Annotated in this window: 21 protein-coding genes; 12 read left to right on the top strand and 9 right to left on the bottom strand. The window is 67.7% G+C overall.

Going from position 1 to position 23,005, the window contains the following annotated elements; all coding sequences use genetic code 11:
- Nucleotides 1–555: 555 nt before the first annotated feature.
- Complete coding sequence (locus tag ACX9MO_RS16840) at nucleotides 556–1,788, bottom strand: sigma-54-dependent transcriptional regulator (protein WP_462212673.1); 1,233 nt, start codon at nucleotides 1,786–1,788, stop codon at nucleotides 556–558.
- A 310-nt stretch (nucleotides 1,789–2,098) separates the two neighbouring features.
- Nucleotides 2,099–3,892: a sensor histidine kinase gene (locus ACX9MO_RS16835; RefSeq protein WP_462212672.1), complete on the bottom strand. Its 1,794-nt coding sequence runs from the start codon at nucleotides 3,890–3,892 to the stop codon at nucleotides 2,099–2,101.
- A gap of 57 nt (nucleotides 3,893–3,949) precedes the next feature.
- Between ACX9MO_RS16835 and ACX9MO_RS16830 the strand changes: the two genes are divergently transcribed.
- Entirely contained in the window at nucleotides 3,950–5,134 is a 1,185-nt protein-coding gene (locus ACX9MO_RS16830) for a cytochrome P450 (protein WP_462212671.1), read from the top strand.
- Between the two features lie 81 nt (nucleotides 5,135–5,215).
- On the opposite strand, the gene ACX9MO_RS16825 is transcribed toward ACX9MO_RS16830, so the two are convergent.
- Nucleotides 5,216–5,968, bottom strand: coding sequence for a hypothetical protein (locus tag ACX9MO_RS16825; protein ID WP_462212670.1), 753 nt, complete (start codon nucleotides 5,966–5,968; stop codon nucleotides 5,216–5,218).
- Between the two features lie 38 nt (nucleotides 5,969–6,006).
- On the opposite strand from ACX9MO_RS16825, the gene ACX9MO_RS16820 reads away from it, so the two are divergent.
- The 8 genes from ACX9MO_RS16820 to ACX9MO_RS16785 all read left to right on the top strand — a co-directional run bounded on the left by ACX9MO_RS16820 (nucleotide 6,007) and on the right by ACX9MO_RS16785 (nucleotide 13,673).
- Nucleotides 6,007–6,708, top strand: coding sequence for an endonuclease/exonuclease/phosphatase family protein (locus ACX9MO_RS16820; protein WP_222489740.1), 702 nt, complete (start codon nucleotides 6,007–6,009; stop codon nucleotides 6,706–6,708).
- A 167-nt stretch (nucleotides 6,709–6,875) separates the two neighbouring features.
- A complete protein-coding gene (locus tag ACX9MO_RS16815; protein WP_462212669.1) occupies nucleotides 6,876–7,799 on the top strand; it encodes a DMT family transporter in 924 nt (307 codons plus the stop codon).
- A 132-nt stretch (nucleotides 7,800–7,931) separates the two neighbouring features.
- Nucleotides 7,932–9,023 carry an OmpP1/FadL family transporter gene (locus ACX9MO_RS16810; RefSeq protein ID WP_462212668.1) on the top strand — a complete coding sequence of 364 codons (1,092 nt, stop codon included), beginning with the start codon at nucleotides 7,932–7,934 and terminating at the stop codon, nucleotides 9,021–9,023.
- Between the two features lie 315 nt (nucleotides 9,024–9,338).
- Nucleotides 9,339–10,196 (top strand): ATPase, encoded by an 858-nt coding sequence (locus ACX9MO_RS16805; protein ID WP_462212667.1) that lies wholly within the window; start codon nucleotides 9,339–9,341, stop codon nucleotides 10,194–10,196.
- Between the two features lie 61 nt (nucleotides 10,197–10,257).
- Nucleotides 10,258–11,181, top strand: a complete 924-nt coding sequence (gene metA / locus ACX9MO_RS16800; protein ID WP_462212666.1) for a homoserine O-acetyltransferase MetA — start codon at nucleotides 10,258–10,260, stop codon at nucleotides 11,179–11,181.
- Nucleotides 11,171–12,133 carry an alpha/beta fold hydrolase gene (locus ACX9MO_RS16795; RefSeq protein ID WP_462212665.1) on the top strand — a complete coding sequence of 321 codons (963 nt, stop codon included), beginning with the start codon at nucleotides 11,171–11,173 and terminating at the stop codon, nucleotides 12,131–12,133. Before metA ends, ACX9MO_RS16795 begins: the two co-directional genes overlap by 11 nt.
- A gap of 60 nt (nucleotides 12,134–12,193) precedes the next feature.
- Nucleotides 12,194–13,063 (top strand): polyphosphate kinase 2, encoded by an 870-nt coding sequence (ppk2, locus tag ACX9MO_RS16790; RefSeq protein WP_462212664.1) that lies wholly within the window; start codon nucleotides 12,194–12,196, stop codon nucleotides 13,061–13,063.
- Complete coding sequence (locus tag ACX9MO_RS16785) at nucleotides 13,056–13,673, top strand: TetR/AcrR family transcriptional regulator (protein WP_222489734.1); 618 nt, start codon at nucleotides 13,056–13,058, stop codon at nucleotides 13,671–13,673. Before ppk2 ends, ACX9MO_RS16785 begins: the two co-directional genes overlap by 8 nt.
- A gap of 171 nt (nucleotides 13,674–13,844) precedes the next feature.
- Here ACX9MO_RS16785 and ACX9MO_RS16780 read toward each other — a convergent pair whose 3' ends face one another.
- Nucleotides 13,845–15,275 (bottom strand): Glu/Leu/Phe/Val family dehydrogenase, encoded by a 1,431-nt coding sequence (locus tag ACX9MO_RS16780; RefSeq protein WP_222489729.1) that lies wholly within the window; start codon nucleotides 15,273–15,275, stop codon nucleotides 13,845–13,847.
- A gap of 412 nt (nucleotides 15,276–15,687) precedes the next feature.
- Here ACX9MO_RS16780 and ACX9MO_RS16775 point away from each other — a divergent pair, with 412 nt between their 5' ends.
- The 3 genes from ACX9MO_RS16775 to ACX9MO_RS16765 are packed head-to-tail and all read left to right on the top strand — an operon-like array spanning nucleotide 15,688 to nucleotide 18,178.
- Entirely contained in the window at nucleotides 15,688–17,067 is a 1,380-nt protein-coding gene (locus ACX9MO_RS16775) for a TadE/TadG family type IV pilus assembly protein (RefSeq protein WP_222489728.1), read from the top strand.
- On the top strand, nucleotides 17,067–17,600 hold the full coding sequence (locus ACX9MO_RS16770; RefSeq protein ID WP_462212663.1) for a TadE/TadG family type IV pilus assembly protein: 534 nt from the start codon (nucleotides 17,067–17,069) through the stop codon (nucleotides 17,598–17,600). Before ACX9MO_RS16775 ends, ACX9MO_RS16770 begins: the two co-directional genes overlap by 1 nt.
- 11 nt (nucleotides 17,601–17,611) lie before the next feature.
- Nucleotides 17,612–18,178, top strand: a complete 567-nt coding sequence (locus ACX9MO_RS16765; protein ID WP_222489726.1) for a TadE/TadG family type IV pilus assembly protein — start codon at nucleotides 17,612–17,614, stop codon at nucleotides 18,176–18,178.
- A gap of 42 nt (nucleotides 18,179–18,220) precedes the next feature.
- Here ACX9MO_RS16765 and ACX9MO_RS16760 read toward each other — a convergent pair whose 3' ends face one another.
- The 5 genes from ACX9MO_RS16760 to ACX9MO_RS16740 all read right to left on the bottom strand — a co-directional run bounded on the left by ACX9MO_RS16760 (nucleotide 18,221) and on the right by ACX9MO_RS16740 (nucleotide 22,960).
- On the bottom strand, nucleotides 18,221–18,724 hold the full coding sequence (locus tag ACX9MO_RS16760) for a hypothetical protein (RefSeq protein WP_462212662.1): 504 nt from the start codon (nucleotides 18,722–18,724) through the stop codon (nucleotides 18,221–18,223).
- A 384-nt stretch (nucleotides 18,725–19,108) separates the two neighbouring features.
- Nucleotides 19,109–21,187 carry a DEAD/DEAH box helicase gene (locus ACX9MO_RS16755; protein ID WP_462214468.1) on the bottom strand — a complete coding sequence of 693 codons (2,079 nt, stop codon included), beginning with the start codon at nucleotides 21,185–21,187 and terminating at the stop codon, nucleotides 19,109–19,111.
- A gap of 190 nt (nucleotides 21,188–21,377) precedes the next feature.
- On the bottom strand, nucleotides 21,378–21,866 hold the full coding sequence (rpsI, locus tag ACX9MO_RS16750; RefSeq protein WP_222489725.1) for a 30S ribosomal protein S9: 489 nt from the start codon (nucleotides 21,864–21,866) through the stop codon (nucleotides 21,378–21,380).
- Nucleotides 21,867–21,868: 2 nt separating this feature from the next.
- Nucleotides 21,869–22,330, bottom strand: coding sequence for a 50S ribosomal protein L13 (rplM, locus tag ACX9MO_RS16745; RefSeq protein WP_222489724.1), 462 nt, complete (start codon nucleotides 22,328–22,330; stop codon nucleotides 21,869–21,871).
- A gap of 207 nt (nucleotides 22,331–22,537) precedes the next feature.
- On the bottom strand, nucleotides 22,538–22,960 hold the full coding sequence (locus ACX9MO_RS16740; protein ID WP_222489723.1) for a PaaI family thioesterase: 423 nt from the start codon (nucleotides 22,958–22,960) through the stop codon (nucleotides 22,538–22,540).
- Nucleotides 22,961–23,005 lie beyond the last annotated feature (45 nt).

Raw genomic sequence — 23,005 nt, 5'->3', positions numbered from 1 at the left:
GGGGTCTCCTCCCGGATGAAGATCAAGTGAGTGTGCCGTGGGGCCGTGGCCCCGGTGTCGGCAAATTCCGACCTGCGCCGGGTCCGCTCAAGCGGTTGTGCGCCTGCCGTGAGAAATTCACTTTATCCATTGCGATTCAAAGACTTGCATTTATCGCGGATCCGCGTTGCGCATGCTGCATGGCAGCAATGTGCGAAATACCACACAGACCGACCCGCAAAATGTGCGGATTTCCGCACACATCTGCGAGATTGATTCGTAGCGCCTCCCACTCCGAATCGTCCCGATTCTTGCGCCCCCCCCCCGCAAGCCGTTGATCCAGCCTTCATCTTTCCGAAAATACTCTCGGGGGGAATTGGCCCCGGCACGGGGCCAAGGGGGGCAGACAGCCCCCTCCCTGCCCGCCGCAGGCGCACCCCGCCCGCCGCAAGCGCGACCCGCCTGTCGCAGGCGCGACCCGCTCGTCGCGGGGACACCGCCCCTCAAGCGCGCGCCCTCCCGGCCCGACCACCTGATCGCCGGACCATGGAAGGATCGGGCCCCCCACTGCGCCGACTACCGGAAATCCTCGGGCTTCAGCCCGTAGCGGGCCAGCTTGTCGTAGAAGGTCTTGCGCGGAAGCTTCAGCGCCTGAGCGGCGGCGGAGGCATGGCCCTCGTGCCGTTTCAGCGCCGCCGCCAGAAGCGAGCGTTCGACCTGCGCCATCTGCTCCGCGAGGCCGAGGTCGGAGCGGTCCGCCTGCATCTCGTCCGGCATTCCCAGCACGAAGCGCATCGCCGCCGACATCAGCGCCCGCGCATTGCCGGGCCAGTCCCGCGCCATCAGCCCGGCCAGCACCTCCGCGCCCACCTCCGGCGGCTGAAGGCCCGCCTGCTCCGCTGCCTGGGCGACATACTGGCGGAACATCACCGGGATGTCCTCGGGCCGCTCCGAGAGCGCGGGGATGCGCACCCGCATCACGTCGAGCCGGTAATAGAGATCGGGGCTGAAGCGCCCCTCCGCGACATGCGCGGCGAGGTCCTCCGAGGTGCCGCCGAAGAGCCGCGCCGGCAGCCCCTGCTCCAGCCGCTCGGTCAGGGCGAACTGCATGTCGGTGGAGAGCGCGCCGATCTCGTTCAGGAAGAGCGTGCCCGAGGCCGCCTCCTCGCAGGCCGTGTCGAAGCCCTCGCGGGTCATCCCGGCGGCGGCGCGTTTCAGGAACGGGCGCTTGGCGGCAGGCGACATCATGTGGATCACCTCGGCCACCTTCGAGATGCCGGAGCCCGGCGCGCCGTCGATCAGCACCTCGGTCCGGGCCTGTGCCGCGAGGCGGGCCTGATCGCGCAGCGCCTCCGAGAGCGCCGAGGAGCCGAAGATCAGCCGCGCCGCGGGATCGCCGGCCTCCAGCTGGGCCTTGAGGCGGCGGTTTTCCAGCACCAGTTCGCGGGTCTTGAGCGCCCGTTCGATCACCGGCAGCAGCTCCCCCGGGCCGCAGGGTTTCTCGAGGAAGCCGAAGGCGCCCCTGTCCATGGCCGAAACCGCCATGGGAATGTCGCCCTCCCCGGTCAGCAGGATCACCGGCAGCTCCGCGTCGAGCCCCTGGGTGTGGGCCAGCAGGTGGAAGCCGTCACGCCCGGGCATCCGGATGTCCGAGAGGATGACGCCTTCGAAGTCGCGCGAGATATGGTCCTTGGCCTCGATGAAGGACCCCGCCTTGGTGGGCAGCAGGTCGGCAAGGTCAAGGGTCTGGGCAAGGGCATCGCGCACGGCGATGTCATCGTCCACGACGAGGACACGGCGGGTGGTCATGGGAGGAGGTCCGGGGTTGGGAGAAGCTGGGGAAGCGCCTGCGGCGGGCGGGTTCGGGGGCGGAACTGGGGCCGGAATTGGGGGCGGAATTGGGGGCAGTCTGCCCCCCTTGGCCCTGACGGGCCAATTCCCCCCGAGGATATTTGGGAAACGGAAAGCAGGATGGGGGTCGTGGCTGGAAGGCGGCCTGCGTGCTGTGCCGCCCTATGGGGACGGGTGGCCCCCTGTGAAGAGGCTCGGACGCGCGTGGCGCTACGTGCGACGGCGCGGGGTCCCCGGCAGTGCAGGACCGGTTCCGGAGGGCGGCCGGTCATGCGGCGGCCTCCTGCGGGGCGCGGTCCAGTTCGACGGTGAACTCGGCCCCGCCCTCGGGCCGGTTGCGGCCCCGGATGCGGCCACCGAAGCTCTGCACGAGGCCATAGGAGATCGAGAGGCCGAGGCCCATGCCCTCCTCGCCGGTGCCGTCGGCCTCGGGGGCGGCGACCTCCTTGGTGGTGTAGAAGGGATCGAAGATGCGTTCCGGCGCGGCGATGCCCGGCCCGGTATCGGCCACGCGGATGCGGTGCCGCCCGCCGATGCCACGGTCGATTGCCACGGTCAGGTGGCGCGTCTCGCGGCCGTGCATGGCGTCGAGCGCATTGGTGATCAGGTTGAGCAGCACCTGCCCCAGCCGCACCTCGCCGCCGAGCGCCATGACGGGCCCGGCGGGCGCGGTCCAGTCCAGCGTCACGCCCTCGCGGGCGCGGCGGGCCTCGGTCATCTCCAGCGCGGTCTCCACCGCGCGGGTCAGGTCGATCGGGCGCACCGGGCTGCTCTCCTGCTTGGCGAAGGCCCGCAGGTTGCGGATGATCCGGCCCATGCGCTCGGCCAGTTCGGAGATGCGCGAGAGGTTCTGCGCGGCGGCCTCGGTCCGGCCGCGCTCCATCAGGAGGGTGCCGTTCTCGGCGAACTGGCGGATCGCCATCAGGGGCTGGTTCAGCTCGTGGCTGATGCCCGCGGACATCTGGCCGAGGGCCGAGAGCTTGCCCGCCTGCACGAGGTCGGCCTGCGCCTTCTTCAGCGCGGCCTCCGCCTCCTGCCGTTCGGCCACCTCGCGGCGCAGCTGCAGGTTGGTGCCCGAAAGCTCGGCCGTGCGCGCCGCGACCCGGGTTTCCAGCAGAGCATTGGCCCGCGCCAGCACCCGGCGGCGCTGCGAGGCCCAGAGGAAGGTGCCCAGCGCGGCGAGGCCGACAAGACCCACCAGCGCCGCCTGAAGCGCCGCGATCCGCCGCACGGGGGCGGTTTCGATCAGCGCCTCGCCGGTGAGGCCGATCTTGGGCAGGTCGCGGGCAAGATGCAGGCCGGTGCGCGGCAGGTAGACGCCCCAATCGGTATGCCAGAGCTCTTCGCCGCGCCCGGTGATCTCGGCCCGGAAGGGCGGCGCGGGGCCGATGGCGGGCACGAGGCCCGGCGAGCCTTCGGGACGGCGCCAGAACAGGATCTCGGAGCGGTTGGTGACGAAGACCTCGCCCGTCGTGTCGGTGAAGAAGACCGCCGGGCGTTCACCGCGCCATTCCTGTTCAAGCGCGTCGATGTTCACCGCCACGAGCAGCGCCCCGGTGACGCCCCCGCCCACGGCGAAGCTGGGCGCGGCGAAGTAATAGGCGCGGCGGTCGAGGAAGGGGTCGATGCCATGCGCGGTGCCCAGCGCGCCGGTCAGGGCGCGCACGTAGGCCGGCATCGCGGGCGAGCGTGGCAGGGCACTGTCGGGCACGGGCCGCGCGGCGGCGAGGACATGGCCTTCGGCATCCACGTAGGCCATGTTCATCACCCCCGTCCGGTCGGCAGCGCGCAGCAGCAGGGCATCGGCCTCCCCCTGCGGGACGGAGCCATCGAGCCGCCCCACCAGCGCGGGATGGGTCACCAGCATCACGGCGAGGTCCTGGTAGCGCTGCAGCTGCCCGGTGAGCCTGTCCGTGGTCAGCGCCAGATCGGACCAGCCACGCTGTGCCAGCCCATCGAGGGCCCGTGCATAGCTGACCTTCCACGCGCCATAGGCGAGCGCGGCCACCACCAGCAGCCCCAGCACCGGAACCGGTGCACGTCTCAGAAGACCCGAAGTCATGGCCGCAATCTAGACGCCCCCTCTTGCCTTGACCAGCCGGGCACGCAATCTGATCCCATGCAGAGCGTGACCCAATCCCCGACCGATCCAGAGTTCGTCCAGTCCCCCTATGGCTTCTATGCCCATGCGCGGTCCCTCGGGCCCCTCGTGCGGTGGGAGGAGTATGGCATGGTGGCCGCCTTCTCCCATGATGTGGTCAACACGCTGCTGAAGGATCGTCGCTTCGGGCGCGAGGTGCCGCCCGAGCAGGCCCCTGTCATCCCCCCGCATCTGGAGCCCTTCTACAAGGTCGAGGCCCATTCCATGCTGGAGCTGGAGCCGCCCCGTCATACCCGTCTGCGGGGCCTCGTGCTGCGGGCCTTCACCTCCCGGCGGATCAAGGCGCTTGGGCCCGAGATTGCGCAGCTGGCGCGGGACCTGGCGGAGGGTCTGCCCCGGGACGGGGCCTATGACCTGCTGCCCGCCTTTGCCGCCCCCCTGCCCGCCATCGTCATTGCCCGTCTGCTGGGCGTGCCCGAGAGCATGGTGCCGCAGTTGCTCAGCTGGTCCAACGCGATGGTTGCCGTCTACCAGGCCAGCCGCACCCGCGAGACAGAGGACGCGGCCTCTGTCGCCGCGACGGAGTTCTCTGACTTCCTGCGGGGCTACGTGGAAGAGCGGCGCGCCCGTCCCGCGGATGATCTGATCACCCACCTGATCGCGGCAGAGGAGGACGGCGAGAAGCTGACCCCGGACGAGCTGATCACCACCTGCATCCTGCTGCTGAACGCGGGCCATGAAGCGACGGTCCATACTATCGGCAACGGTGTGAAACTGCTGCTGGAGAACGGCATGGGTGCGGAGGTTCTGACCCCCGACCGCGTGGCCGGCACTGTCGAGGAGATCCTGCGCCGCGATCCCCCGCTGCATATCTTCACCCGCTACGCCTACGAGGACATCGAGGTCTTCGGCCATCGCTTTGCCCGGGGCGATCAGGTGGCCCTTGTCCTCGGGGCGGCCTGTCACGATCCCGCCGTCTGGACGCAGCCGGAGGTCTTCGATCCCGCCCGCCCGGTGAAGACCACCACGGCCTTTGGCGGCGGGCTGCACTTCTGCGTCGGTGCGCCCCTTGCACGGCTCGAGTTGCAGATCGCGCTGCCGATCCTGTTCGAGACGCGTCCCCGCCTCTCGTTGGCAGAGGCCCCGCGCTATGCGAACCTCTATCACTTCCACGGGCTGGATCGGCTGATGGTCACCGGCTGAGGCCAAACCGCCCCCCTGTGGCCAGGCACACGGTCCCCTCGGGAAACAGGTGGCTTGCTCTCCCCCCCCGGGGAACCGCCCTCAGGTCTCCGGCCTGTCGGAAGTGTCGCCCTCCGCGGCGCGCAGGGCGAAATCCAACGGGCCGGCATTGCCTCCGGGCACCTTGCGCCCCGAAAGACGGTTGGCGATCTCGTGCCCCCTGTTCCCGGTGCGGGCGAAGTAGCGCGGATTGCGGCGGATGAACTCGGCGATCACATGCCCCATCCCCCCGAAGGATCGCCCCTTGAGATAGGCAAAGCCCACCAGCGCACCGATGAAGGCCCCCACCATGTCGACGATCAGATCCCCCATGGTGTCCACGAGGCCGGACTTCTGCATGTTCATGCCGAAGGTCTGGTCCATGGTGAATTCGAACACCTCCCAGGCCGCGCCGATGGTCACGGCAAAGCAGAACCCGAAGAAGGCAATGGCCCAATGGGGCGCCGCGTAGAGATCGCCCTGGAACATCATGAAGACGAGGATGAACCCCAGCAGCGAGAAGCCGATGGCCGAGCCCCCGTGCATGACGATGTCCCACCACCAGAAACGGTTGTAGAAATCGAAGACCTCGCCAAGGAAGAGCGTCCCGGCCACGAAGGCCACCACCGCCGCCATGAAGCCCGGCGGCACATGGACCCCGGCCCAGCGGGCGACGTAGCTGGGCGCAATTGAGAGCGCCAGCGTCACCAGCGCGATGAAGGCGAGGGAATAGCGCCCCTCGATGATCGAAAACGTTGCGTCGATCAGAAGCAGGGCCCAGATCGTCCGCGTCACCAGATTTTGTTCGCGCAACATGGATGACTTCCCCGCCGGACCGTGCACATTAGTGGATCATGTCACGAGATAGACTGCGTATCGCAACCTACAACCTGCAGAAATGCGTCGGACTGGACCTGCGCCGCCGTCCGGACCGCTCGCTTGCCGTACTAGGCGCCACCGGGGCCCAGATCGCGGTCCTGCAGGAGGCCGACAAGCGGCTGCCGCCGCGGCCTGCCGCGCTTCCCCACGCCATGGCCGAGGCCGAGGGCTGGCAGGTTGCAGACCTGGGAGAGCCCGGCGGCTCGCTTGGCTGGCATGGCAATGCGATCCTGCTGCGCGACGGTATCGAGGTGGTGGAGACCGGTCACATCGACCTGCCCGGGCTGGAGCCGCGCGGCGCGGTCTGGGTGCTGGCCCGCACCCCGATCGGGGTGGTGCGCGTCGTGGGCACGCACCTCGGCCTCGTACGGCGCTACCGGATCCTGCAACTGGCCGCGATCCGCCGCGCGCTGGAGCTTCTGCCCGATGCGCCGGTGATCATGGCCGGGGATTTCAACGAATGGGGCGACGACGCGCCGCTGCAGGCACAGTTGCGCGACCTCCGCCTTGTCCCCGCCGGTCCGAACTACCCCGCGCCCCGGCCCGTGGCGGCGCTTGACCGGTTCGCGGTCGGCCCCGGGCTGCGCGCCGATCCGCCCGTCGCCCATGTGGCCAGCCCGGCGCGGGTGGCCTCGGACCACCTGCCGATCTGGCTCGACGTCATTCGCAACGCCTGAGGATCGCATCCCCGGTAAGGCAGACGGGCCCGCAGCGCAGCACAGGCGCCCCTGCGCCCGCTTTCGAGAGCCGCCCATCCGGTGGGCCCATCTGGCGGGCCCATCTGGCGGGGTTGCGCCCCGGCCCGCCCCCTGCCAAGAGAAAGCGGCAAGAGGGAGGGCCCGCCATGGGGGCATCACGCACGTCCGCATCCAAGCCGCGTTCCGATGTCCTGCGGGCCGTCATCTGGATGTCCGGCTCCGTCGTCTCCTTCATCGTCATGGCCGTGGCCGGGCGTCAGGCGGGGCTGCGGCTCGACACCTTCGAGATCATGGCCTTCCGCTCGCTCTTCGGGGTGTTGATCATGGTGGCGGTGCTGACGGCCTTCGGGCTCTGGCCCCGGGTCAAGGCGCGCCGCATGGGGCTGCACGCGGTGCGCAACCTCAGCCATTTCACCGGCCAGAACCTGTGGTTCTACGCCCTCACCTCGATCCCGCTGGCGCAGGTCTTCGCGCTGGAGTTCACCTCTCCGCTCTGGGTGCTGGTGCTCTCCCCGCTGATCCTCGGCGAGCGGCTGACGAAGATGCGCGCGCTCTCGGCCGTGATCGGATTTGCCGGGGTGCTGCTGGTGGCCCGTCCCGGCGCGGTGCCGATCAGCACCGGGGTGATCTTCGCCGCCCTCGCCGCCATCGGCTTTGCCGGCTCCATCACCACCACCAAGCTGCTGACCCGCACCGAGAGCACGCCCTCGATCCTGTTCTGGCTGACCGTGATGCAGGCGGTCATGGGCTTTGCCTGTGCCTTTGCCGACGGCGCCATGGCCCTGCCCGCCGGGCAGGAATGGCTGCTGCTGGCGGTCATCGGCTGCTGCGGCCTGATGGGCCATTTCTGCCTGACCTCGGCGCTGTCCTTCGCCCCTGCCACCATCGTCGTGCCGATCGACTTCGCACGGCTGCCCGGGGTCGCGGTGGTCGCGGCGATCCTTTATGGCGAGACGCTGGATCCCTTCGTCCTGCTGGGGGCGCTGGTGATCTTTGGCGGCAACTACCTGAACATATGGACGGAAACCCGCGCCCGGCGGGCCGCTCCCCCGGTCGCGCCTCCGGCCTGAAAAGGCGCAAGTTGACGTGGCGGCAGATTACGTAAACTTCCGCCACGTCACACCGCCCCCCCAGATTGACGAGGCGCATCGACTTCCCCCACCATCGCATCACATATCTGTCACATCCAACGGGAGGAGAGGATGATGATGAGGGTGGGGACCATCGCGGCTGGCGCCGCAATGGCCGTAGCAGCGTCGACCGCAGCCCATGCAGGCGGCATCGAACGCACCACGCAATCGGCAATGCTTCTGTTCGCAGAAGGCAACCGTGCCGAGCTGAGCTACGGCCACGTCAACCCGGACCTGACTGGCACCACGGTGGATACCGCGCGGGTGCCGAATGTCGCCGACAGCTTCAATCTGCCGAGCATCGGGCTCAAGATGGACGTGAGCGACCGCGTTGCGGTTGCGCTGATCTATGACAAGCCCTTCGGCGCGGACATCCTGTATGATCCGTCGAACATCGTGCTGGGTGGCACGATCGCCGAGGCCGAGACCTCGGCGCTGACCGCGCTCGCCAAGTTCCAGATCAACGAGAACGTCAGCGTCTTCGGGGGCCTGCGCTTCCAGAAGGCCGAGGGGGAGATCACCCTCTCGGGCGCGGCCTACGGCCCCGCCAGCGGCTACAACGTGAAGCTGGAGGAGAACTGGGCCACCGGCTACGTGGTGGGTGCGGCCTACGAGATCCCGGAGATCGCCTTCCGGCTCGCGCTGACCTACAACTCCGAGATCGAGCATGACTTCGACACGCAGGAGAACATCGCGCCGGGCGTCACCTCGACCACGAAGGTGAAGACCCCGCAGAGCGTGAACCTCGAGTTCCAGACCGGCATCGCCGAGGACACGCTTCTGATGGCCTCGGTCCGCTGGGCCGAACATTCGGCCTTCCGGATCAAGCCCACCGCCTTTGGCCGCGACCTCGTCTCGCTGGAGGATACGACGACCTACACGCTGGGGGTCGGGCGACGCTTAACGCCGAAGTTCGCGGCCTCCGTCTCGGTCGCCTACGAGGCGCCGGGCAAGGAACTGGTCAGCCCGCTGTCGCCGCGCACCGGCCTGACCGCGATCACGCTGGGGGGCAGCTACAAGGTCTCCGAGCAGGTCGAGATCTCGGGCGGCGTCAGCCACATCTGGTTCGGCGATGCGATGCCCCAGACCGGCGGCACCGCGCGCGGGGACTTCACCGACAACACCGCCACGGCCTTCGGGCTCAAGGTGGCCTACACCTTCTGATCCGAAGCACACTCACGGACGCGAGGGGGCGGGCATGACGATGCCCGTCAGCGGGCGGGGCCGACGGGCCCCGCCCGTGGTGTTTATGCCGTCGTGTTTTGTCCGACGCCGCCCCATCCCCGGCGCAAGACCGACAGAAGGCAGGCCAAGGCCCGACCCGGGCCGCCTGCCCTCTCTGCCCCCTCTGTCCAGTCCAGGGCACCCCGCGCAACCGCCCCCAGCGGCAGCGCGTCATCTCGGGGGCCCTGCCGGGGATTGAATTTGACCATCCCCGCGCAAGCCCCTAACACCCGGGAGAGAAACAGGGGTACAGACATGATCTACGTCGACGGGCAGGACTGGCTGAAGGCCGAACGCAAGAAGGTAGTTCTCTTCGGCATGTCCGGACTGGGCAAGACCCATGTCTCGAACCTGCTGCGCGGCGACGGCGACTGGTTCCACTATTCCGTCGATTACCGGATCGGCACCCGCTACATGGGCGAGCACATCGCCGACAACGCCAAGAAACACGCCATGCAGGTTCCCTTCCTGCGGCACCTGCTGATGACGGATTCGATCTACATCGGCTCCAACATCACCTTCAACAACCTCACGCCGCTCTCCACCTACCTCGGCAAGCCGGGCAATCCGGAGAAGGGCGGCCTGACCTTCGCGGAATACATGCGCCGGCAGGAGCAGCACATGGAGGCCGAAGTGGCCGCGCTGCTGGACACCGCGCATTTCAGCGAACGGGCACAGCGGCTCTATGGCTATCCGCATTTCGTCTGCGACAGCGGCGGTTCGATCTGCGAGGTGGTGGACCCGGCCGATCCCGAGGACCCGGTGCTCAAGGCGCTGGAAACCGATGCCCTGCTGATCTGGCTCAAGGGCAGCGAGGCCCATACCGAAGAACTGATCCGCCGCTTTGACCGCGCCCCGAAACCGATGTACTACCAGACCCGGTTCCTGACCGAGGGTTGGGCAGCCTACCAGGAGGAGACGGGTCTGGGTCCGGAGGAGATCGACCCAGACGCATTCGTCCGGTGGTCCTATGGCCGGGCCCTAGCCCACCGCCAGCCGCGTTATGCCGCCATGGCCGAGCGCGGGGTCACCGTGACGGCCGAGGAGGTCTCGCAGATCCGCACAGCCGCGGACTTCGAGACGCTTGTCGCACGGGCTCTTGACCGGAGGTAGCGCTTCCCTTTTCCCGGCCATTGCCTATCTAGACGCTCCGCAACAGCCATAAGGGTTCACCATGCCTATCAAGCTTCCGTCCGACCTGCCCGCCTTCGACGTTCTCGTGCGCGAAGGGGTCATGGTCATGTCGGAAGACGTGGCGGCGCGGCAGGACATCCGCCCACTGAAGATCGCGCTGCTGAACCTGATGCCCAAGAAGATCCAGACCGAGACCCAGTTCTCGCGGCTGATCGGGGCCACGCCGCTGCAGATCGAGCTGACGCTGATCCGCATGAGCGAGCACCAGACCAAGAATACCGCCGCCGAACACATGGAGAGCTTCTACCAGCCCTTCGATGAGGTCGAGGCCTCGGGTCAGAAGTTCGACGGGCTGATCATCACCGGCGCCCCGGTGGAGCAGCTGGACTTCGATCAGGTCACCTACTGGGAGGAGCTGCGCCGCATCTTCGACTGGACCCAGACCCATGTGCATTCCACCATGGCCGTCTGCTGGGGCGGCATGGCGATGATCAACTACTTCCACGGCGTGCCCAAGCACCTGCTGGAGGCCAAGGCCTTCGGCTGCTTCCCGCACACCAACCTCGATCCGACCTCGCCCTACCTGCGGGGCTTCTCGGACCTCTGCGTGGTGCCGGTGTCGCGCTGGACGGAAATCCGCCAGTCCGACGTCCTCGCCAATTCCGACCTGCGCACGCTGCTGGGATCGGACCAGACCGGGCCCTGCCTCGTGGATGATCCGGCACACCGGACGCTCTACTGCTTCAACCACTTCGAATACGACAGTGACACGCTGAAGCAGGAGTACGACCGCGATGTCGCCGCCGGAACGGAGATCAACGTGCCGATGAACTACTACCCGGACAACGATCCCTCCCGCCCGCCGCTGAACCGCTGGCGCAGCCATGCCCACCTGCTCTACGGCAACTGGATCAACGAGCTCTATCAATCCACGCCCTACAGGCTCGAAGATATTGGCACTTAAGATCCTCGCGGGCCTTCTCGCCGTTCTGGCGGTCTTCTGGGTTGTCACGCTGTGGCGGGCGGCCCGGAACGAGGCTGCCGCAGAGGCCCGTTTCCCGCCCGAGGGACGGCTCATCGAGGTGGAGGGCGTGACCGTCCATGCCGTCGTCGAGGGGTCGGGCCCGGACGTGGTGCTGATCCACGGCGCCTCGGGCAACACCCGGGACATGACCTTCTCGCTCTCCAAGCGGCTGGCGCGGGACTTCCGGGTGATCACCTTCGACCGTCCGGGCCTCGGCTATACCGAAGAACCCGATGCCGCAGGCTCCCCGATCCGCGACCAGGCCGCCCTCCTCGCCCGTGCGGCGGCAGAGCTGGGCGCAACCCGGCCCGTGGTAGTCGGCCAGTCCCTCGGCGGGGCCGTGGCGCTCGCCTGGGGCGTCTACCAGCCGCACGCGCTCTCGGCCCTCGTGCTGCTGGCTGCCCCCGCGCATCGCTGGCCCGGCGGCCTCAGCCCCTATTACCGCACCCTCTCGCACCCGGTCTTCGGCCCCCTGCTGGCGCCCCTCCTGACCGCCTGGGTGCCCGAAAGCTATGTCCGGCAGGAGATCGGCAGCATCTTCGCGCCCCAGACCCCGCCGGAAGGCTATGCCGAAGCGGTCGGCGCCGGGCTGACCCTGCGCCGCGCCTCGCTGCTGGCCAATGCGCTGCACCGCCGGGACATCAAGGACGAGGTCACCGAGATGGCCCGCCACTACGGCACGCTCACGATGCCGATCGAGGTCCTGCACGGCACCGCCGACGACACGGTCTATTTCGAGCTTCACTCCGTCGCCCTCGCCCGCGAGGTGGACAGCGCCCGGCTGACCCCGCTGGAGGGCATCGGCCACATGCCGCACCACGTCGCGCAGGATGAGACCGTCGCCGCGATCCACCGCGCCGCCGCCCGCGCAGGCCTGACCGCGCCACAGTGAAACACCCGCATTGAACGCATCCGGTTTCGACAGCATATTGATGTAAAAAGGATTGAGATCATGGCCCTGCCCTATGACGGTGCGATCACAAGGTTCCACGAGGAAGAGGCCCCGAAGGCCGTGCGCAACGCGATCAAGCGGGCGGACAAAGATGACATCATCACCGCGAGCTACCCCTACTCGGAGGAGATGAAGAAGAAGACCTACGAGGCCGAGCTTGCAATGCTCCAGATCGAGCTGTGCAAGTTGCAGGCCTGGGTGCAGGACACCGGCGCGCGGGTGGTCGCCGTCTTCGAGGGCCGCGACGCCGCCGGCAAGGGCGGCACGATCAAGCGCTTCCGCGAGAACCTGAACCCGCGCGGCGCCCGCGTCGTGGCCCTGCCCAAGCCGACCGAGGTCGAGGCGACCCAGTGGTACTTCCAGCGCTACGTGGAACAGCTCCCCTCCGGCGGCGAGATCACCTTCTTCGACCGCTCCTGGTACAACCGCGGCGTGGTCGAACATGTCTTCGGCTTCTGCACCCCGGAACAGCGCGAGCATTTCTTCCGCCAGGTCCCGGCCTTCGAGCGGATGATCTATGACGAGGGGATCCATTTCTTCAAGTTCTGGCTCAACGTCGGCCAGGCCGAACAGCTGCGCCGCTTCATCGACCGCGAGCGTGACCCGCTGAAGCAGTGGAAGCTCTCCTCCATCGACGTGGACGGGCTGAAGAAGTGGGATGCCTACACGGACGCGATCCGCGAGACGCTGGAACGCAGCCACCAGCCCCACGCGCCCTGGACGGTGATCCGCTCAGACGACAAGAAACGCGCCCGCCTCGCCGCGATCCGCACCGTGCTGGCCGGGATCGACTACGCCGACAAGGACAAGAAGGCCGTCGGCACGCCCGATCCGCAGATCTGCGGCGGTCCGGACATCTGGGATGCATAAGAAACGCGGCTATCACCACGGCAACCTGCGGCAGGCGCTGGTGGAGGCGGCGCTGGAGCTGATCGAGGAAAAGGGCCCCACCGGCTTCACCCTCTCGGAGGCGGCCAAGCTCGCCGGGGTCACCCCTGCCGCGGTCTACCGCCACTTCGAGGGCCGCGAGGACCTGATCGCCGAGGCCGCCCGGCAGGGCTACGAGATCTTCGCCGACGTCATCCAATACGCCTATGACAGCGGCCAGCCGTCCGCGCTCTCGGCCTTCGAGGCCACGGGCCGCGCCTACCTCGCCTTCGCCCGCAAGTATCCCGGGCATTACATCGCCATGTTCGAAAGCGGCATCTCCATGAACCGCACGCCCGAACTGGCGGCGGTCTCTGCCCGGGCACGCGGCGTTCTGGAACAGGCGGCCGCCGACCTTTCCGAGTTCATTCCCCCCGACCGCAGGCCACCGGCCTCGATGTTCTCGGCCCATGTCTGGGCCATGAGCCACGGCGTCGTCGAGCTCTATGCCCGCAACGCCGGCGGCCGCTCCCCCTTCTCGCCGGAGGATCTGCTGGAGACAGGGATCGGGATTTACCTGCGCGGGCTGGGACTGGTGCCGCCGGACCGGTGAGGGGTGGCGGGCGTGTGTACACGGATTTGCAATCCGGCGATGGCGCGAGGGGGCTGTCTGCCCCCTCTTGCGCGCGGGCGCGCAATTCACCCCCGAGGATATTTCGGAACAGTGGATGAGGGCGGACGGTGCGCGGTGCGGCGGTCCGCCCTCATTGGGGTGTCGGGTGCGTCAGAGCCCCTTGGCGCGGTAGCTGGCGGAGACCCGGTCGATGGAGACGAGGTAGCCGGCGGTGCGCAGGTCGGGAACGTCGGCGCGGGCGTGCCAGACCTCGCGCATGGACTGGTAGGCCGTGCGCATCGTGTCATCGAGGCCGGAGCGGACCAACTCCAGTTCCCCTGCCCCGCGCAGGTACTTGTCCTTGAAGCCCGGGCTCAGGGTCCAGCCGATGCCGCTGTCGCGCGAGAGGCGTTCCAACTCGTCGATGAGGAGCTGGTGGCGCGCCTCTTCCTGGCGGCGCTGCATCCGGCCGAAGCGGATGTGGCTGAGGTTCTTGACCCACTCGAAGTAGGAGACCGTGACGCCGCCCGCGTTGGCGTAGAGATCGGGGATGATCACCGTGCCGCGGCTGCGCAGGATGTCGTCGGCCCCGGCGGTGATCGGGCCGTTGGCGGCCTCGATGATCAGCGGGGCCTTGATCCGGGGCGCGTTCTCCATGGTGATCACGCCTTCGAGGGCGGCGGGGATCAGGATATCGCACTCCTCCTCCAGCACTGCGGCGCCTTCCGCGGTGTGGGTGGCGTCGGGGAAGCCCGCCACGCCGCCGTGGCGCACCAGCCAGTCGCGCAGGGCGGCCACGTCGATGCCGCCGGGGTTGTAGAGCGCCCCGTCCCGTTCGATCACGCCGATGATCTTTGCCCCATCCTCCTCCGAGAGGAACTTGGCCGCGTGGAAGCCCACGTTGCCGAGGCCCTGAACGATCACCCGCTTGCCGTCGAGCGTGCCGGAGAGACCGGCCTTGGCCACGTCCTCGGGGTGGCGGAAGAACTCCTGCAGCGCGTATTGCACGCCGCGCCCCGTGGCCTCGACCCGGCCGGCGATGCCGCCGGCGTTCAGCGGCTTGCCGGTGACGCAGGCGCGGGAGTTGATGTCGGTGGTGTTCATCCGCGCGTACTGGTCCGCGATCCAGGCCATCTCGCGCTCGCCGGTGCCCATGTCGGGGGCGGGCACGTTCTGGGCCGGGTTGATCATGTCGCGCTTGATCAGCTCATAGGCGAAGCGGCGGGTGATCCGCTCCAGCTCATGCTCCTCCCAGTCGCGGGGATCGATGCAGAGCCCGCCCTTGGAGCCGCCGAAGGGGGCCTCCACGAGGGCGCATTTGAAGGTCATCAGCGCCGCCAGCGCCTCGACCTCGTTCTGGTTCACCTCGGGCGCATAGCGGATGCCGCCCTTGACCGGTTCCATGTGTTCGGAATGGACCGAGCGGTAGCCGGTGAACGTATGCATCTGCCCGCGCAGCCGGACGCCGAAGCGCACGGTATAGGTCGCATTGCAGACGCGGATTTTCTCCTCGAGCCCGGGTTCGAGGTCCATCAGCGCCACGGCGCGGTTGAACATCAGGTCCACGGAGTCGCGGAATGAGGGTTCCTGGAATATGTGCATTGTCCTCCCCTTTGCACGGTTGCGGAATTGAGGGTCGTCGGGGCATGGCCTGTCGACGGGCCTGTCGATGGGCCTGAGCCGGCCCCCGGAGAGGGCGACTCGCAACGCGGCAGGATCGGGGCATGAATGTGAAGTTCCGGTGAATTCCGCGCCTCCCCGCGGTCCGGGCCCTGAAAATCCCGCGTTCCCCTACCGTTAGAGCACAGCACATTGTTGCCCGGAAGGCGTGTTTTCCGCCGCAGGGCAGCATTGTCCGCGCTGCCCCGACAATGCCGCCGGTTTTCCCAAGGCCGGCCCCGGGTCAGGTCCAACTTTCGCCACGATCCGGGACTATTTCTTCACAGGAATGAAAAGCCGCAAGGCATCGGCTGCAAAGGCGGCCACGGGTAGTCACAGTGAAGGATCAGGCAAGATGAGCCCCAGCGCGCGTCTGCAGCAATACCTGTCCCGGTTCGCACGGGACGAAAGCGGGGTGATGATCGTGCTCGCGCTCTGCTTCCTGCTGATCATGATCACCGTGGGCGGCATGGGCGTGGACTTCATGCGGCAGGAACTGCAGCGCTCGCGCATGCAGTCGGTGCTCGACCGGGCCGTTCTGGCGGCGGCGGACAAGGACCAGACCCTCGACCCCGAGGCCGTGGTCGACGACTACTTCCGCAAGTATGACATGCTGTCCTACGTGGACACGGTCACCGTGACCGGCGAAGCCGGCGCGCGGACCGTGCACGTGGTGGCGCATCAGGACATGCCGACACAGTTCCTGCGTCCCCTCGGCTTCCCCACCCTGCCGATCCCGATCGCGGGCGAGGCGCAGGAGGCCGTGGGCGACGCGGAGATCTCTCTCGTGCTCGATATCTCGGGCTCGATGCGGCAGGGCAGCAAGATGTCCCAGCTGCGCTCGGCCGCCTCGGAATTCGTGGATACCGTGCTGGGCAGCGACGACTACAACAAGATCTCGCTCTCGGTCGTGCCCTATACCTCGAACGTGAACGCCGGCCCCGAACTGATGTCGCGACTGAACGTGACGCAGGTGCATGGGTATTCCCACTGCATCGAGTTCGCGAACGCCGACTTCTCGACCACCGCTATCTCGACCACGCAGCAATACATCCAGGGCCAGCACTTCGAGGAAACCTCGTCGACGCGCAACGGCATCCAGAACCCGGCCTGCCCGATGCGCAGCTACGAACGCATCCAGCCCTTCAGCCACAATGCCACGCAGCTGAAGTCGAACATCAACCAGCTGACCGACCGGGCCAACACCGCGATCCACCTCGGGATGAAATGGGGCGTCGGCCTGCTGGACCCGGCCCTGCGCCCGGCCATCACCGACATGGTCAACGACGGCCTCGTGGAGGACTTCTTCCTCGGCCGGCCCATGGACTACGGCGAAAGCGCCAAGAACGTCATTCTCATGACCGACGGTGAGAACGTGGACACGATCCGCCTGCGGCCCGAGGTCTATGCCACCCCGGACATGGTCTACCACTGGGGCTACCGCAGCTTCTACGAAACGATCTATGACGCCTATTCGAACCTGCGGAGCCAGTTCTACTACACCCGCTACAGCGCGAACGAGGCCGACAACCTGCTTTACAACGTGTGCGACGCGGCCAAGGCCAAGGGCATCGTGGTCTGGACCATCGGCTTCGAGGTCGAGAACCACGGCGCGCAGGTCATGCGCAACTGCGCCTCCTCCGACAGCCACTTCTTCCGGGTCGACGGGATCGAGATCTCGACCGCCTTCCGGACGATCGCCACGCAACTCGTCACCCTGAAGTTGACCCAATGATGAAGCGCCTTCTTTCCCCCCTTCAGCGCTTCTGGCGCAACGAGACCGGCCACGCCATCGTGGAGTTCGCCGTAATGCTGCCGCTCTACTTGACGGTCATGCTGTCGGGTGTGGAACTGGGCATCTGGACCCTGCGCCAGACCATGCTGGAACGTGGGCTTGACCTTGCGGTGCGCGACCTGCGGCTCGCAACCGGGCAGGCCACCACCCATGACGAGCTGAAGGACCTGATCTGCACCTATGCCGGCATCATCGAGGATTGCTCCACCTCCCTGAAACTGGAGATGGAGCCCGTCAGCATGTGGTCCTTCTCGACCCTGCCGACGACCGTCGACTGCGCCGACCGCGCCGAGGAGGTGAACCCCGTGCGCGCCTTCGTTGCCGGCGATGGCAACCAGATGATGCTGCTGCGCGCCTGCGTGAAGTTCAAACCGCTGTTCCCGACCATCGGCCTCGGCAAGGGCATGGCCGTCGACGGCAACGGCGACGCGGCCATGGTCGCCCTCTCTGCCTTCGTGCAGGAACCGCTGTGAGGAGTGCCGCCATGCTGACCCCGATCCGCACCCTCTGCGCCCGGCTGTCCCGCCCCTTCGCCCGGTTCACCCGCGACACCCGCGGCACCGTGGCCATCGAGGCGGTGGTGATGTTCCCGATCCTGATCTGGGGCTACCTGGGCATGTTCACCTTCTATGACATGGTCCGGCAGTACAACATCAACGAAAAGGCCGCCTTCACCGTCGCGGACATGCTTTCGCGCGAGACGACGGCCATCGACGACACCTATATCAACGGGGCGCTGACGCTCTTCGAATACCTGGCGCGGGTGAACGACGGCACGGCGATGCGGATCAGCCAGCTTCGCTGGACAGAGGATCCCGACTATTTCCTTGTCGACTGGTCCGAGGCCCGCGGCGCACGCAGTGCCCTGACCGACAACGATATCCGCGACTGGAACAACCGGCTGCCGATCATGCCCGAGGACGAGCGCATCATCCTCGTGGAGACCTGGACGACCTACGAACTGCCGTTCCGGATCGGGATGGATGATTTCGCGATCCGGACCTTCGTCTTCGTCCGGCCCCGCTTTGCGCCGCAGGTCACCTTCGAGTGACGCGCGGGGCGCGTCCCGGCCTGTCGACCGGCACGCCCGCCCTCAACTCTCGGCGGCGCGGTCCGCCAGCTTCACCGCGATGATATCGGCCATCTGCTTGGTCTCGGCCGCCTTGGCCACCCCACCGACGCCAACGCGCCCGCTGAACCGCCAGTAGAGACCCGGCCGCCAGAGCACGCCCCCCGCCCCCGGCCGCAGCCGCAGCAGGAACCCGTTGGAGGGTTTGAAGGCGAAGGTGCCACGATCCACGCGCTCGATCAGCGCCATGGGCGCGATCATCACGCCGGTGCTGTCACGCAGCCCGGCCTCGGTCAGCTGCAACTCGTGCCGGGTGGCGCCATAGAGCAGCCCCGCAACCCAGAGCGCGCCAAGCGCAAGGGCGATCAGCAACAGTTTCAGGATCACCCCCTGCACCGGCGTGGCCAGCGCGAGATAAAGCAGCAGCGCCCCCAGCCCCAGCAATACCGCCGTCCCGAACAGCCGACGCGGCATCGAGGGCGCGATCCGCGCCAGAATGGTCTGATCCTGCATCGACTGGTCCTGCATCGGTGTCTCCCTGCCCAACTCCCGGCGCCATAGCCGATCCGGCGCGGCAATACCATGCCCGCCCGCGCCGAGGCCCATCCGCGTACCCGCCCCGCCACAGCACAGCACGGCGACCCTCCGGCCCGGTCCAGGCGCACCCTGCCAATGCGCAGCGTCGCTCGAGACCAGCCCTCGCACGGTCCGCCCTGCGCCGGCCCGCCCCGTCCTGCCTCGCCAACTCCGTCCCGCCTTCACCCATCGCGCCGCGGCCAGCCCTCCCTCCGGTCCCGCAACGCACTTCCGTCATCGCCGCACCGCGCCGCGGCAGGTGACATCGCATCGGGGCCCGGCCCCCCGAACGGACACGGGCCGCCCCGGAGAGGGACGGCCCGCAGATCGCAGTGATCAGTTCTTGCGCTTGGGCGGCTCACCGCCACCGGGGCGCGGCTTGGCGAACTTGCCCGCGGGCTTTCCGCCCTTGGCAGGCGCCTTGCCCTTCGCGGCAGGCTTGCCGCCGGGCTTGGCGAACTTGCCGGCGGGCTTGCCACCCTTGGGCTTGTCGTCCTTCGGCTTGCCGCGCGCCTTGGCCGGACCGTGGGCCCCTTCGTGGGACGGCTTCTCGGTCTTCCAGACGCCCTTGCGCTTGGGCGCCGGGCGGCTGTCCGAGGCCTCTGCCGGGCCATCGGGGTGGTAGGCGCTTTCCTCGCGGCGCGGACGCGGCGCGGGCTTGGGCCCACGGGGCGCATCGCCGTCATCGTAGGGCCGCCGCGGGCCACGGGCGGCGAAATCGTCACGCTGGGGACGCGGACCACGGGGGCCGCGATCCTCGCGCGGGCCGCGCGGACCACGATCCTCACGCGGGCCACGGGGGCCGCGGTCGTCGCGGGGCGGACGCGGGCTGCGGGCGGGCAGCACGGGTGCGCCCTCCATCAGCGTCGCGGTGATGCCCTGCTCCAGCGTGCCGTCGCCAAGTGCCGTCATGAAGCCGTCGATCGCGGGCTCGGCCAGTTCGACATAAGTCTCGCTGTCCTGCACCCGGATCGCGCCGATGGCGGTCTTCTCGATGTCACCCGCGCGGCAGAGCAGCGGCAGCAGCCAGCGTGCCTCCGCCCGGTCATTGCGCCCGACGGAGAGCGAGATCCAGCGGCTCGGCCCGAACTCGCGCGGCTCGCGCTTGGGCCCCCGCTCGTCCGGCGACATCAGGTCTTCGGGCGCGGCGTGGCGCAGGCGGTGCAGACGCAGGAAGGCCCCCGCGATCTCCTGCGGAGAATGGGCCGCCAGAAGACGCTCGGCAAAGGCCGCTTCGTCCTCGTTCAGCGGATCGGACCACGAGGGATCGGCCAGCAGCCGGGCCTCGTCACGCTCCAGCACGTCCTCGACGGAGGGCGGCAGGGTCCATTCCGCGCTGATCTTGGCCCATTTCAGCAGACGCTCGGCCTTCTTCACCACCTTGGGCGTGACGATCAGCGCCGAGACACCCTTGCGCCCGGCGCGGCCCGTGCGGCCCGACCGGTGCAGCAGGCTTTCGGTGTTGGTCGGCAGCTCGGCATGGATCACCAGCGAGAGGTTCGGCAGGTCGATGCCGCGGGCGGCCACGTCGGTCGCCACGCAGACACGGGCCCGGCCATCGCGCATCGCCTGCAGCGCATGGGTCCGTTCGGTCTGGCTCAGCTCGCCCGACAGGCTCACCGTCGGCAGGCCGCGGTTGGTCAGCCGCGCGGTCAGATGGTTCACCGCGGCGCGGGTGTTGGCAAAGACGATCGCGCTCTCGCCCTCGTGGAAACGCAGCAGGTTGAAGACGGCGTTGTCGCCATCGGACTGGGCCACGCGCAGCACCTGATAGGAGATATCGGCGTGCTGGTCGGTCTTGCTGATGGTCGAGATCCGCTCGGCGTCACGCTGGAACTGTCCCGCCAGCTTGGCGATCATCGGCGGCACGGTGGCCGAGAAGAGCAGCGTGCGCCGGTCCTCGGGCGCCTGCCCCAGCATGAATTCGAGGTCCTCGCGGAAGCCGAGGTCGAGCATCTCGTCGGCCTCGTCCAGCACGATGGCCCGCAGGCCCGACATGTCGAGCGAGCCGCGTTCGATATGGTCGCGCAGACGGCCGGGCGTGCCCACGACGATATGGGCGCCGCGTTCCAGCGTGCGGCGTTCCTGCCGCATGTCCATGCCGCCCACGCAGGAGGCGACCTGCGCCCCGGTGCGGGCATAGAGCCACTGAAGTTCGCGCATCACCTGGAAGGCCAGTTCGCGCGTCGGCGCGATCACGAGGGCCAGCGGCGCCTCGGCCGGGCCGAAGTGTTCGGCCTCGCCCAGCAGCGTGGGGGCAATCGCAATGCCGAAGCCGACGGTCTTGCCCGAGCCGGTCTGCGCCGAGACCAGAAGGTCCTTCTCGGCGAGTTCGGGCGCGCTGACGGCCTCCTGAACGGGGGTAAGGGTTTCATAACCACGCGCTTCAAGCGCTTGGGAAAGCGGGGAAAGTATCACGGAGCAAAGTTCCAAGTCTGAAGGTTAGTCGGCCATGCCGCTCGCAGGCGGCCCATTGCCGAGGGCCCATGAAGGGGAAACGTGTCAGGGCCATCCAAACATGGAACAGGCTGCCCCGGGGACCTGCTCCCAAGCGAAAAGGCCGCCCCACTCGGGCGGCCTTTCCTCTGTGCGATGCGAAAGCGTATCAGCGCTTCGAGAACTGGAAGGAGCGGCGGGCCTTGGCCTTACCGTATTTCTTCCGCTCGACGACGCGGCTGTCGCGGGTCAGGAAGCCAGCGGCTTTCAGAGCGCCACGCAGCGACGGATCGTAGAGTTGCAGCGCTTTCGAGATGCCGTGCTTGACCGCACCGGCCTGGCCCGAGAGGCCGCCACCGGTGACGGTTGCATAGACGTCGAATTCGTTTTCCACGCCGGCCACGGTGAAGGGCTGGCGCAGGATCATCTGCAGAACGGGGCGCGCGAAGTAGGCGTCCATGTCCTTGCCGTTGACCGAGACCTTGCCGGAGCCGGGCTTAATCCAGACGCGTGCGACAGCGTCTTTCCGCTTGCCGGTGGCGTAGGAGCGGCCGAGTTCGTCACGGACGGGTTCGCGGGGCGCGTCGAGCTCGACAGCCGCTGCGGATTCCGACACGGCGCCTTTCAGCTCATCGAGCGAGTTGATCTGTTCGGCCATTTTCAGCTCCGCGTGTTCTTGGAGTTCATGGATTTGACATCCAGCACTTCCGGCGCCTGCGCCTCGTGCGGATGCTCGGCGCCTGCGTAGACGCGCAGGTTGGTCATTTGCGTGCGGCTCAGGCGGTTGCCCGGCAGCATGCGCTTGACGGCAGCGGTCACGACGCGCTCGGGGTGTGCACCCTCGAGGATCTGTTCCGCGGTGCGGTGCTTGATGCCGCCCGGGTGGCCGGTGTGCCAGTAGTATTTTTTCTCGGCGCGCTTCTTGCCCGTCATCTGCACCTTGTCGGCGTTGATGACGATGACGTTGTCACCCATGTCCATGTGGGGGGTGAAGGACGGCTTGTGCTTGCCGCGCAGACGCATGGCGACGATCGAGGCGAGACGGCCCAGGACCACGCCTTCGGCGTCGATCACGATCCATTTCTTCTCGATGTCTGCCGGGGTAGCAGAAAAGGTTTTCATCTCGGGTGCCCTTGTTGGTGGCTTCCCCGGGCAGAGCGTCTCCCCCGGGGCAATTCGATGGGCGGGTTATAAACACTTCGCGCATCCAGTCAACAACAACCATCCAGACAAAACCATTGCAAAACAACATCTTAGAAAAACGGTATTATTTTACCCCACCAAGTTCGACCCGTTTTGCACCCGTTTTGACCCGCACGCGCCCGCAGCTCACCGCTCCGGCGGAATCGAATAGGTCATCGAGGCCCGCGCCACGGGCTGCGCCAGGCCCTCGGAATAGATCAGCACATCGCCCACCGCCAGCACCCGGCCCAGCTTCAGCAGGCGGCACTGCCCGATCAGGTCCGTGGCCGCCGCGGGCTTGCGCATGAAGTCCATGGAGCAGCCGGTGGTCACGGCCAGCGCCTTGGGCCCGATCATGGCGAGGATCGCGAGGTAGACCGAGACATCGGCCAGGGCGAACATCGTGGGCCCCGAGACCGTGCCCCCCGGCCGCAGGTGCCGCTCCCCGACGTTCAGGCGTACCGTGACGGCCATCTCCTCCACCGCCTCCACGGTGAACTCCCCCGCCACCTGCGCGAATTCCGTTTCCAGAAAGCGGTTCAGCGCCGCCACATCCATCTTCAGTGCCATTCATCCTCCCATTGGCCACGTCTCGGGCCACCTCTCTGGCCATCG

The sequence above is a fragment of the Pseudooceanicola profundus genome (genome assembly GCF_054919315.1).
The sequence above is the reverse complement of the archived record's forward strand: the minus strand, read 5'-3'. Positions and strand labels throughout refer to the sequence as shown.